General features: G+C 72.4%; 1 protein-coding gene. It reads right to left on the bottom strand.

The features are described from left to right. Window positions 1–54 precede the first annotated feature (54 nt). Entirely contained in the window at window positions 55–13887 is a 13833-nt protein-coding gene (locus ABZ725_RS04720) for a type I polyketide synthase (RefSeq protein ID WP_358801284.1), read from the bottom strand. Window positions 13888–13969 lie beyond the last annotated feature (82 nt).

Below are 13969 nucleotides of genomic sequence, written 5' to 3'. Positions count from 1 at the left end.
GTGAAACCCCACTCTGGAGCAGTTGAAAGCCCGGCAGATACCTGTTCAGCCTGTTCAGGACACGCCTAGGTCACGGTCGATGAAGTCGAAGATCTCGTCGTCCGTGGCGGCTTCGAGATCGGTGGCGCCGTCCTTCTCAGCGGTGCTGAGCTGGGCGATGAGGTCGCGAAGGTGGTCGGCGATGTCCTCGCGGGCCTGCGGATCCGGTGCGACGCTGTCGAGCGCCTCGCTGATCCGAGTCAGCTCCCGCCTGATGTCGAGAACGTCGGCGATCCCCGGCAGGCGGCCCTCCTGCGCGAGCTCCGTGAGCAGGAGATCGGTGATGCGCTGGGGGTTGGGGTGGTCGAAGACGAGGGTCGCGGGCAGTCGCAGACCGGTGGCCTTCGACAGCCGGTTGCGCAGCTCCATCGCCGTCAGCGAGTCGAAGCCCAGCTCCTTGAACGCCCGGCCCGGCGTGATCTCCGCCGTCGACCCGTGCGCCAGCACCTGCGCGGCCTCACCGCGCACCAGACCCAGCAGCAACGCCTGCTGCTCCGACTCCGCCAACCCGGCCAGCCGGCCGCGCAGATCGGCACCGGCCTCGGCCGCGTCCTCCGGAGCGTCCCCGAGGGTGTCGGCCTCGCGCAGGATCCGGGCGACTTCGGGGATGTCCTCGATCAGCGGGCGACGACGGGCCATCGTGTACCCCGGCGTGAACAGCGCCCAGTCCAGGTCGGCCACCGTCACCGACACCTCGTCCTGCTCCAGCGCCTGCCGCAACGCCCGAACGGCCGACTCCGGCTCCAGCAGACCCACACCGCGACGCGCCAACTGCTCGGCGTTCCCCTCGGCCGCCATCGCGGTGCCCTTCCAGCCACCCCACGACACCGACGAACCCGCCAGGCCACGCGCCCGACGCTCCCGGATCAGACCCTCCAGATAGCCGCCCGCAGCCGCGTTCGCGCCGTTGCCCGCACTCCCCCACACCGCGGCGCCCGTGGAGAACACCACGAACGCATCCAGCGACAGACCGGACGTCAGGTCGTCCAGGTGACGCGCACCCGTCACCCGGGCCCCCATCTGGTCCTCGAGACCGGCCGCGTCGAGTTCGGCCAAGGGGCCGTGGACGGCGATCCCGGCAGTGTGGAAGACGGCGCTGAGGGGGTGCTCGGCCGGGATCCCGGCGAGCAGTTCCGCGAGCGCCGTCCGGTCGGTCACGTCACACGCGGCGACGGCGACCTCCGCACCCAACCCGCGTAGTTCTTCCGCGAGTTCGGCATTCCCGCCGCTGCGGCTGACCAGCAGCAGACGCTCGGCGCCCTCCTCGGCCAGCCAGCGCGCGACCTGCCCGCCGACGCCGCCCGTGGCACCCGTGACCAGGACGGTTCCCCGCGGGTTCCACTCCCGTACCGGCGCCGCGTTCGCGCCCAGCGGGGCACGGACCAGCCGACGCCCGTAGACGCCCGACGAGCGCACGGCGACCTGGTCCTCGCCCTCGGCGGCCGCGAGCACGCCGGCCAGCGTGGACGCCACCCGCTCGTCCCACTCGGCCGGAACGTCCACCAGACCGCCCCAGCCGCCAGGCTGCTCCAGCCCCGCGATCTGGCCCAGCGCCCATACCTGCGTCTGCACCGCGGACACCGGATCGCCCTCATGCACCGCGGCGGCGCCCCGGGTCAGCACCCACAGCGGCACCGCACTGTCGCCATGGGCCTGAACCAGCCGCAGCGTCGACTGCACCGCGGACTCTTCGTCCCAGGCGAGCAGCGACACCACTCCCGACACGTCGGCGAGTGCCGCACCGTCGAGATCCTCCCGTACGGACACCTCCGCACCGGCCGCTTCGAGTGCCTGCCGCACCTCGTCGACCGGCGCGCCCGCCCCGGGACCGACGATCAGCCACGTCCCCGACAAGCGGGTGCCCGGGCGCAGGGCGTTCGCGCGCCAAGTGGTGCGGTAGCGCCACGAGTCGAGCGTCATCTGCTTGCGACGGCCCTTGCGCCAGGCCGACAGCGTGGGCAGCCAGGCCTCTGCCGCAGCGCCGGCATCGGAGACGTCGAGCACTCCGGCGAGATCGGACAGGTCCTCGCGCTCCACGGCGTCCCAGAACGCGGCCTCGGTGTCGTCCGCCGTCGCGTCCTGGATCTCACCTCCGACGGAGACACCCTCGAGCCAGTAGCGCTGGTGCTGGAAGGCGTACGTCGGCAGATCCACCCGACGCGCACCGCTCCCCGCATACAGCACCGACCAGTCCACCGGCGCACCCGCGACATAGGCCTCCGCCAACGACGTCAGGAAACGCTCCGCACCGCCGTCCTCCCGCCGCAACGAACCCACCACAGCGCCGGCCACGCTCTCCAGCGACTCCTGGATCGCCATCGCCAACACCGGATGCGGACTCGACTCGACGAAGACCGCACTGCCCCGATCCACCAGCGTCCGGATCACCGGCTCGAACAGCACCCGCTCCCGCAGATTCCGCACCCAGTACGCCGCGTCCAGCCCCGCGGTGTCCAACCGCTCACCCGACACCGTCGAGTAGAACGCCACGGACGACGACACCGGCCGGATGTCCGCCAGCTCGGCGAGGAGATCGCCGTTCAGCGCGTCCACCTGCGCGGAGTGCGAGGCGTAGTCGACGGCGATCCGACGCGCCCGCACCCCGTCCGCCTCGCACCCGGCGAGCAGCTCGTCCAACGCCTCCGGCTCACCCGACACCACCACCGACGACGGCCCGTTCACCGCCGCGATCCCGACCCGGCCCTCGAAGCGTGCGAGCCGCTCCTCAGCCTCCGCGACCGCAAGCGCCACCGACACCATCCCGCCCCTGCCGGACAACTTCTCCAGCACCAGACGCGACCGCACCGCCACCACCCGCGCACCGTCTTCGAGCGACAGCCCGCCCGCCACACACGCCGCAGCCACCTCGCCCTGGGAATGACCCACCACCGCCGCCGGCTCCACACCGAACGACCGCCACACCCCCGCCAACGACACCATCACCGCCCACAACACCGGCTGCACCACATCCACCCGAGACCACAACGGATCATCACCGTCCCGGAACACCACATCCCGCAACGACCACCCCACAAACGGCGACAGCGCACGCTCACACGCCACCATCGACTCCCCGAACACCGGCGACGCGTCCCACAACTCACGCCCCATCCCCACCCACTGCGAACCCTGGCCGGGGAAGACGAAGACAGCGCGGCTGTCGGCGGTGGCGGCGCCGGAGACGACGCCGGGGGCCGAGCCCTGGGCGGTGAGCCCGCGCAGACCGTCGAGCACGTCCGTCGCGTCGCGGCCGAGCACCACGGCTCGGTGTTCCAGGCCGGCCCGCGTGGTCGCCAAGGAGAACGCCACGTCGGTGAGATCGAGGCCGGGGTCGCGCTGCACCAGGCCGGACAGGCGCTCGGCCTGCCCGCGCAGGGCCGCGTTCGAGCGGCCGGAGATCACCCACGGGACCACCGGTGTCATGAGTGCGGGGGCCGTCGGGCGGTCGGTGTCGGGCCGGGCCGGGGGTTCCTCGGGCGCGGGCGCCTCTTCGATGATCACATGGGCGTTGGTGCCGCTGATCCCGAACGAGGACACGCCCGCACGCCGAGGACGTTCCGTCTGCGGCCACTCCCGTGCCTCGGTCAGCAGTTCCACCGCGCCCGCCGACCAGTCGACCTTGGGCGTCGGCTCGTCCACGTTCAGGGTCTTGGGCAGCACGCCGTTGCGCAGCGCGAGTACGGACTTGATGACGCCCGCGACGCCGGCGGCCGCGCCCGTGTGCCCGATGTTGGACTTGACGGAGCCCAGCCACAGCGGCCGGTCGGCCGGACGTTCCTGGCCGTAGGTGTTGAGCAGGGCCTGCGCCTCGATCGGGTCGCCCAGCGTGGTGCCCGTGCCGTGCGCCTCGACCATGTCGACGTCGGCGAGGGTCAGGCCGGCGTTGGCGACCGCCTGCCGGATCACCCGCTGCTGCGAGGGGCCGTTCGGGGCGCTCAGGCCGTTCGACGCGCCGTCCTGGTTGATCGCCGAACCGCGGATCACGGCCAGCACCTCGTGCCCGTTGCGACGCGCGTCCGACAGCCGTTCCAGGACGATCATGCCGACGCCCTCGCCCCAGCCGATGCCGTCCGCGGCGGCCGCGAAGGCCTTGGTGCGGCCGTCGGCCGACAGTCCGCCGAGCGTGTCGAACTCGGCGAACGCGCCGGGCGTGGCCATCAGACCGACGCCGCCGGTCAGCGCGAGACCGCACTCGCCGCCCCGCAGCGCCTGGGCGGCGAGGTGCAGGGCGACCAGCGAGGACGAGCACGCCGTGTCCACGCTGACGGCGGGCCCTTCCAGGCCCAGGGTGTAGGAGACCCGGCCCGACATCACACTGCCGGAGGAACTGGTGACGGCGTAGCCCTGGCTGGCGGGCGAGTTCATCAGCAGTGCGCCGTACTCGACGGCCGTGCCGCCGACGAAGACTCCGGTGTCGCTGCCGCGCAGCGACTTGGGGTCGATGCCGGTCCGCTCGACGGCCTCCCAGGCGATCTCCAGCAGCAGCCGCTGCTGCGGGTCCATGGTCACCGCCTCACGCGGCGAGATCCCGAAGAAGCCGGCGTCGAAGTCGCCCGCCTCGTGCAGGAAGCCGGCGGGGCGGAGGCTGGCGAGGTTCCACCGGTCCCAGCCTCGGTAGGACGGGAAGTCGGACAGCCCCTCCCTGTTCTCGGCCATCACCTGCCACAGGTCTTCCGGGGAAGCCACTCCGCCCGAGTAGCGGCACGCCATGCCGACGACGGCCAGCGGTTCGTCGGACGTCGTGCGTACGACGAGATCGGCCCGCACGGGGTCGGCACCGGCGCCGACGAGTTCGTCGCGCAGGTGGGCGGCGAGCTGTCGCGGGTTGGGGTAGTCGAAGACCAGGGTGGCGGGCAGGCGCAGCCCGGTGGCCGTGTTGAGGAGGTTGCGCAGCTCCATCGCGGTCAGCGAGTCGAAGCCGAGTTCCTTGAAGGGCCGTTCCGGTGTGATGTCGGCCGGCGAGGCGTGGGCCACGACACGGACGGCCTCACCTCGCACCAGGTCCAAGAGCACGTCGAGTTGCTCGGCGCCGCCGAGTCCCGCGAGCTCGGTCCGCAGGGCGGCGCCGGCCGAGTCGTCGGCGGGGCCGACGGCGGAGTCCTCGCGCAGGGCGCGGGCGACCTCGGGGATGTCCTCGATCAGCGGGCGGCGCCGGGCCATCGTGTATCCCGGCGTGAACAGCGCCCAGTCCATGTCGGTCACGGTCAGGGTGGTCTCGTCGTGCTCCAGCGCCTGCCGGAGCGCCTCGACGGCCAGCGCCGGGTCCATCGGCCGGACCCCGCGCCGCGCCAACTGCTGGGCGGTCTCCTCGGTCGCCATGCCGGTGTCCTTCCAGCCACCCCACGACACCGAGGTCGCCGCCAGACCACGCGCCCGGCGCTCCCGGGCGAGACCGTCCAGATAGGCGTTGGCCGCCGCGTACCCGCCGTTTCCGGCGCTTCCCCATATCGCGGCGCCTGAGGAGAAGAGGACGAACGCGTCGAGTTCCAGGCCGAGTTCGGCGGTCAGCTCGTCCAGGTGACGGGCGCCGAGGGTCTTCGCGGCCATCTGGGCTTCCAGGTCCGCGACGTCGAGCTCGCGTACGGGGCCGTAGCTCGCGATTCCGGCCGTGTGGAAGACGGAGGTCACGGGATGCGCGGCGAGCAACTCCGCCAGGGCGTTCCGGTCGGCCACGTCACAGGCGGCGATGGCGACCTCGGCCCCCGACTCGCGCAGTTCTTCGGCCAGTTCGGTCGCGCCCTCGGCCTGCTCACCGCTGCGGCTGACCAGCAGCAGCCGCTCGACGCCCTCCTTCGCGAGCCAGCGCGCCAGGTGCCCGCCGACGCCGCCGGTGCCGCCGGTGATCAGCGCTGTGCCCGAGGGGCTCCACGTCCGGGTCGGGGTCGTGGCGGTTCCCAGCGGGGCGCGGACGAGCCGACGCCCGTAGACGCCCGACGAACGCACCGCGACCTGGTCCTCGCCCTCCCCGGCCGCCAGCACAGCGGCCAGCGAGGACGCCACCCGCTCGTCCCACACCTCGGGGACGTCGACCAGACCGCCCCAGGCGGCGGGCTGCTCCAGGCCCACGATCTGACCCAGCGCCCAGACCTGCATCTGGACCGCGGACACCGGATCGTCCGCACCCACGGCGGCGGCGCCCCGCGTCAGCACCCACAGCGGAGCTTCCAGCTCCGCGTCCGCCAGAGCCTGGACCAACTCCACCGACGCGGCCGGCGCCCGCTCCTCGTCCCAGGCGAGCAGGGACACCACACCCGACACGTCCGCCGACGCGACCGCGTCCAGCTCCTCGCACACGGACACCTCCGCACCCGCCGCGACCAACGCCTCCCGGACCTCCTCGACCGGAGCGTCCGCGCCGCGTGCCACGACCAGCCACGTTCCCGACAGACGGCCCGTCGCAGGAACCGTCACCGAACGCCACACCGTCCGATAACGCCACGAGTCCAGCACCGACCGCTCCTGACGCCCCCGACGCCAAGCCGACAACGCCGGCACCACCGGCTCCCACGCCTCCACGTCGCCATCAGCGACCAACGCGGCCACACCCGCCGCATCCGCCCGCTCCACCGCACCCCAGAACGCCGCATCCACCGGATCGACGGCGCTCCCCGTACCCGGGGCGGAGGCGTCCTCCAGCCAGTAGCGCTGATGCTGGAAGGCGTAGGTGGGCAGCTCGACCGTGCGTGCGCCGGTGCCCGCGAACAGCGTCGACCAGTCGACCGGCGCACCCGCGACGTAGGCCTCGGCCAGCGAGGTCAGGAGACGATCCACGCCACCGTCGTCACGCCGCAGCGAACCCACGACAGCGCCGGACGCGCTCTCCACCGTCTCCTGGATCGCCATCGCCAACACCGGGTGCGGGCTGGACTCCACGAAGACCTGGTGCTCCTGTTCGGCGAGCATCCGGATCACCGGCTCGAACAGCACCCGCTCCCGCAGATTCCGCACCCAGTACGCCGCGTCCAGCCCCGCGGTGTCCAACCGCTCACCCGACACCGTCGAATAGAACGCCACCGACGACGACTGCGGCCGGATCTCGGCCAGCTCCGCCATCAGGTCCTCGTTGAGGGCGTCCACCTGCGCGGAGTGCGAGGCGTAGTCCACCGCGATACGACGCGCCCGCACCCCGTCCGTCTCACACCCGGCGAGCAGCTCGTCCAGCGCGTCCGGCTCACCGGACACCACCACCGACGACGGCCCGTTGACCGCGGCGATCCCGACCCGGCCCTCGAACCGCGCCAGCCGCTCCTCCGCCTCCACGACCGGAAGCGCCACCGACACCATCCCGCCCCTGCCGGACAGCTTCTCCAGCACCAGACGCGAACGCACCGCCACCACCCGCGCACCGTCTTCGAGCGACAGCCCGCCCGCCACGCACGCCGCCGCCACCTCGCCCTGCGAATGACCCACCACCGCCGCCGGCTCCACACCGAACGACCGCCACACCCCCGCCAACGACACCATCACCGCCCACAACACCGGCTGCACCACATCCACCCGAGACCACAACGGATCATCCCCGCCCCGGAACACCACATCCCGCAACGACCACCCCACAAACGGCGACAGCGCACGCTCACACGCCACCATCGACTCCCCGAACACCGGCGACGCATCCCACAACTCACGCCCCATCCCCACCCACTGCGAACCCTGGCCCGGGAACACGAACACGGCTCCGGCGTCGGTGGCCCGGCCCGTCACCACGCCTGCCCCCGAGGTGCCTTCGGCCACCGACCGCAGCCCCGCGAGCAGTTCCTCCCGGTCGCTCCCGAGGACCACGGCCCGCTGCTCGAACGCCGACCGCGTCCCCGCCAACGAGAACGCCACGTCCGCCGGGCTCAGTTCGGGCTGCTCGCCAAGACGTTCCAGCAGCTGCCGGGCCTGTGCCCGCAACGCCGTCTCACCGCGTCCGGAGACCACCCACGGCACCGGCCCGGAGACCTCGCCCCGATGGTCCGCCGACTCCGCCTTCGGGGCTTCCTCGATGATCATGTGCGCGTTGGTGCCACTGATCCCGAACGACGACACGGCCGCACGCCGCGGACGTCCCGTCTCCGGCCAGTCGCGCGCCTCCGTCAGGAGTTCCACCGCGCCCGCCGACCAGTCGACCTTCGGCGTCGGCTCGTCGACGTGCAGGGTCTTCGGCAACACCCCGTGCCGCAGGGCGAGTACGGACTTGATGACGCCCGCCACACCCGCCGCCGCGCCCGTGTGCCCGAAGTTGGACTTCACGGAGCCCAGCCAAATCGGCCGGTCGGCGGGGCGGTCCTGGCCGTAGGTGTTGAGCAGGGCCTGCGCCTCGATCGGGTCGCCCAGCGTGGTGCCCGTACCGTGCGCCTCCAGCATGTCGACGTCCGCGGCGGACAGGCCCGCGTTGGCTAGGGCCTGGCGGATCACCCGCTGCTGCGACGGACCGTTCGGCGCGCTCAGACCGTTCGACGCGCCGTCCTGGTTGATCGCCGAGCCGCGGACCACCGCCAGCACCTCGTGCCCGTTGCGGCGGGCGTCCGACAGGCGTTCCAGCACGACCATGCCGATGCCCTCGCCCCAGCCGGTGCCGTCCGCGGAGGCGGCGAAGGCCTTGCAGCGGCCGTCGCCGGCCATACCGCCCAAGGTGTCGAACCCGAGGAACGCGCCCGGCGTGGCCATGATGGTCACACCGCCCGCGATCGCCAGGTCGCACTCGCCGTTGTTCAGGGACTGCGCGGCCAGGTGCAGGGCGACCAGCGAGGACGAGCACGCCGTGTCCACCGTGACCGCGGGCCCCTCCAGACCCAGGACGTAGGAGACACGGCCGGACATCACACTGCCGAGCGCACCGGTCATGCCGTAGCCGCTGCCGGCCTCGGTCGAGCCCATCAGCACGGCGGGGTAGTCCTGTGGACCACCGCCGACGAAGACTCCGGTGGAGCTGTTCCTCAGCGACCAGGGGTCCATGCCGGCCCGCTCGACGGCCTCCCAGGACACCTCCAGCAGCAGCCGCTGCTGGGGGTCCATGGTCACCGCCTCACGCGGCGAGATCCCGAAGAAGCCGGCGTCGAACTCCCCGGCCTCGTGCAGGAATCCGGCCTGACCGGTCGCGGGCGCGCCCCAGCGGTCCCAGCCACGGTCGGTGGGGAAGTCCGACAGTTCGTCGCGGCCTTCGGCGATCAGCCGCCACAGATCCTCGGCGTTGCGAACGCCACCGGGGTAACGGCATGCCATACCGACGATCGCGAGCGGTTCGTCGTCCGTCGGCCGGGTCGCCGTCGCCACGGTGCCGGATCCCGGCAGACCGTCGACGAGCTCCGTGCGCAGCAGCGAAGCCAGTTGCTGCGGGTTGGGGTAGTCGAAGACGAGGGTCGCGGGCAGCAGGAGACCGGTGGCCTTCGACAGCCGGTTGCGCAGCTCCATCGCCGTCAGCGAGTCGAAGCCCAGCTCCTTGAACGCCCGGCCCGGCGTGATCTCCGCCGTCGACCCGTGCGCCAGCACCTGCGCGGCCTCACCGCGCACCAGACCCAGCAGCAACGCCTGCTGCTCCGACTCCGCCAACCCGGCCAGCCGGCCGCGCAGTCCCCTGCCCGCCGCGTCCTGGGCCGCATCGGTCTCGGTGGCCTCGCTCAGTGCCCGGGCGGCCTCGGGGATGTCCTCGATCAGCGGGCGACGACGGGCCATCGTGTACCCCGGCGTGAACAGCGCCCAGTCCATGTCGGCCACCGTCAGCACGCTCTCGTCGTGCTCCAGCGCCTGCCGCAACGCCCGAACCGCCGACTCCGGCTCCAGCAGACCCACACCGCGACGCGCCAACTGCTCCGCGGTCTCCCCCAACGCCATCGCCGTACCGCGCCAGCCACCCCACGACACTGCCGAACCCGCCAGACCACGCGCCCGACGGCCCCGGATCAGGCCCTCCAGGTAACCGCCCGCAGCCGCGTTCGCGCCGTTGCCGGCGCTCCCCCACACCGCGGCGCCCGTGGAGAACACCACGAACGCATCCAGCACCAAGCCCAGTTCACCGGTCACCTCGTCCAAGTGACGCGCACCCGTCACACGGGCGGAGAGCACCTCCGTGAAGTGCTCGGGGGTGGCGGTGCCGAGCTCCGCGTAGTCGGCCACACCTGCCGCATGGAAGATCGAGGTGACGGGATGCTCGGCGAGCAGCTCCGCGAGCGCCGTCCGGTCGGTCACGTCACAGGCGGCGACGGTGACCTCCGCGCCCAGTCCCCGGAGTTCTTCGGCCAGTTCGACCGCGCCCTCGGCCTGCTCACCACTGCGGCTGACCAGCAGCAGACGCTCGACGCCCTCCTTCGCCAGCCAGCGCGCCAGATGCCCGCCGACGCCGCCCGTGCCACCGGTGATCAACACCGTGCCCGACGGACTCCACTCCCGCACCGGCACCGGGCTCGCACCGAGCGGGGCACGAACCAGCCGACGCCCGTACACACCCGACGAGCGCACGGCGACCTGGTCCTCGCCCTCCCCGGCCGCCAACACGTTGACCAGCGAGGACGCCACCCGCCCGTCCCACGTCTGGGGAACGTCCACCAGACCGCCCCAGCCACCAGGCTGCTCCAGCCCGACCACCTGGCCCAGCGCCCACACCTGCGTCTGCACCGCGGACACCGGATCGTCCGCACCCACCGCACCGGCGCCCCTGGTCAGCACCCACAGCGGCACCGCACTGTCGCCATGCGCCTGCACCAGCCGAACCGTCGACTCCAACGCCGAGTCCTCGTCCCAGGCCAGCAGCGACACCACACCCGACACGTCCGCCGACACGACCGCGTCCAGCTCCTCGCACACGGACACCTCCGCGCCCGCCGCGACCAACGCCTCCCGGACCTCGTCGACCGGAGCGCCTGCACCGCGCGCCACGACCAGCCACGTCCCCGACAGACGGCCCGTCGCAGGGACAGTCACCGAACGCCACACCGTCCGATAACGCCACGAGTCCAGCACCGACCGCTCCTGACGCCCCCGACGCCAAGCCGACAACGCCGGCACCACCGGCTCCCACGCCTCCACGTCGCCATCGGCGACCAACGCGGCCACACCCGCCGCATCCGCCCGCTCCACCGCACCCCAGAACGCCGCATCCACCGGATCGAGGGAATCGCGCTGACCGGGCAGCGTGACATCGTCGAGCCAGTAGCGCTGGTGCTGGAAGGCGTACGTCGGCAGATCCACCCGCCGCGCACCACTGCCCGCGTACAGCAGCGACCAGTCCACGGGCGCACCCGCGACATAGGCCTCCGCCAGCGAGGTCAGGAGACGCGTCGCGCCACCGTTGTCACGCCGCAACGACCCGACCGCCACCACCGGCCGATCCGCAGCCTCACCGGTCTCCTGAACCGCCATCGCCAACACCGGATGCGGACTCGACTCGACGAAGACCGCACTGCCCCGGTCCACCAGCGTCCGGATCACCGGCTCGAACAGCACCCGCTCACGAAGGTTCCGCACCCAGTACGCAGCGTCCAGACCGGCGGTGTCCAACCGCTCACCCGACACCGTCGAATAGAACGCCACCGACGACGACTGCGGCCGGATCTCGGCCAGCTCGGCGAGAAGGTCGTCGTTGAGGGCGTCGACCTGCGCGGAGTGCGAGGCGTAGTCCACCGCGATCCGACGCGCACGGACGCCGTCCGACTCGCACCCGGCGAGCAGCTCGTCCAACGCGTCCGGCTCACCCGACACCACCACCGACGACGGCCCGTTCACCGCCGCCACCCCGACCCGGCCCTCGAAGCGCGCCAGCCGCTCCTCCGCCTCCGCGACCGGAAGCGCCACCGACACCATCCCGCCCCTGCCGGACAACTTCTCCAGCACCAGACGCGACCGCACCGCCACCACCCGCGCGCCGTCCTCCAACGACAGCCCGCCCGCCACACACGCAGCCGCCACCTCACCCTGCGAATGACCCACCACCGCCGCCGGCTCCACACCGAACGACCGCCACACCGCCGCCAACGACACCATCACCGCCCACAACACCGGCTGCACCACATCCACCCGAGACCACAACGGATCATCACCGTCCCGGAACACCACATCCCGCAACGACCAGTCCACATACGGACTCAGCGCCTGCCCGCACTCCTCCATCCGCGCCCCGAACACCGGCGACGCATCCCACAACTCACGCCCCATCCCCACCCACTGCGACCCCTGACCCGGAAACACGAACACCACACCGCCGTCGGCAGACGCCCGCCCGCTCACCACACCCGCCCCCGGCACCCCCTCCGCCACCGACCGCAACCCCGCCAGCAACTCCTCCCGGCCACCACCCAGCACCACCGCCCGCTGCTCGAACGCCGACCGCGTCCCCGCCAACGACACACCCACATCCACCGGGGACAGCTCAGCCGTGCGCGCCATGTGCGCGGTCAGTCGTGCGGCCTGTTCCCGCAGTGCCGCCTCGCCGCGTGCCGAGACCACCCACGGCACCGGGCCGCCCTCCAGCGCGGGACGCCCCTCGGCCCCCTGCCCCTCCATGGGCTCGGCTTCCGGGGCCTGTTCGAGGATGACGTGCGCGTTGGTGCCGCTGATGCCGAACGAGGACACGCCCGCTCGCCGGGGGCGTCCGGTGTCCGGCCACTCCCGCGCCTCCGTCAGGAGTTCCACCGCGCCCGCCGACCAGTCGACCTCGGGGGTCGGCTCGTCCACGTGCAGGGTCTTGGGCAGCACGCCGTGCTGGAGGGCGAGTACGGCCTTGATCACTCCGGAGATGCCGGCGGCGGCCTGGGTGTGGCCGATGTTCGACTTCAGGGTGCCGAGCCAGAGGGGTCGGCCGTCGTGCCGTTCCCGGCCGTAGGTGGCGAGGAGCGCTTCGGCCTCGATGGGGTCGCCGAGGGTGGTGCCGGTGCCGTGCGCCTCGACCATGTCGACGTCCGCGGCGGACAGGCCGGCGTTGGCCAGCGCCTGGCGGATCACCCGCTGCTGCGAGGGGCCGTTCGGGGCGCTCAGGCCGTTCGACGCGCCGTCCTGGTTCACCGCAGAGCCGCGGATCACTGCGAGGACGGGGTTGCCGTCGCGGCGGGCGTCGGACAGGCGCTGGAGGGCGAGGACGCCGGCGCCCTCGCCCCAGCCGGTGCCGTCCGCGGAGGCGGCGAAGGCCTTGCAGCGGCCGTCGCCGGCCGATCCGCCGGTCGCCGAGAACTCGGCGAAGATCGAGGGGGTGATGAGGACGAGCACGCCGCCGGCCAGGGCGAGGTCGCATTCGCCGGTGCGCAGTGACTTGATCGCGAGGTGCAGGGCGACGAGGGAGGAGGAGCACGCCGTGTCCACCGTGACGGCGGGGCCCTCCAGGCCGAGCACATAGGAGATGCGGCCGGACAGGACGCTGCCGGGGGCGCCGGTCAGCGCGTAGCCTCCCGCGCCCTCTGCCGAGTTCATCACCAGCGCGCCGTACTCCTGCGGGGCGCCGCCGACGAACACGCCGGTGCGGCTGCCCTTGAGCGTGCTCGGGGCGATGCCGGCGCGTTCCAGGGCCTCCCAGGAGGTCTCCAGCAACAGCCGCTGCTGCGGGTCCATGGCCATCGCCTCGCGCGGCGAGATCCGGAAGAAGGCGGGGTCGAAGTCGCCCGCGTCGTGGAGGAAGGCGCCGGTCTTGGCGGTGGGGACGTCCCAGTTCTCCCAGCCGCGGTCGACGGGGAAGCCCGACATGGCGTCGCGGCCCTCGGCGATGAGCTGCCACAGTCCCTCGGTGTCGCGGACGCCGCCGGGGTAGCGGCAGCCGATGCCCACGATGGCCAGGGGCTCCGACGAGGCCGCGCTGAGCCGCTGGTTCTGGGTGCGCAGCCGCTCGTTCTCCAGCAGCGAGGCCCGCAGCGCGTCGACGACCTCCGACATGGAACTGCTCATGCTCAACTCCCACTCACGTGATTCGTCAATGCGCAAGGACAGGCCTGTTTGCAGGCTATGGGGCCGGGAGCTGGATCCCGGC

The organism is Streptomyces sp. NPDC006872 (assembly GCF_040635845.1).
Taxonomy (GTDB): Bacteria; Actinomycetota; Actinomycetes; order Streptomycetales; family Streptomycetaceae; genus Streptomyces.
This window is presented reverse-complemented; position numbering and strand designations above follow the sequence as displayed.

Coding starts and splice junctions, on each gene's coding strand:
- ABZ725_RS04720 (WP_358801284.1), bottom strand. CDS start 13,887: ATGAGCAGTTCCATGTCGGAGGTCGTCGACGCGCTGCGGGCCTCGCTG.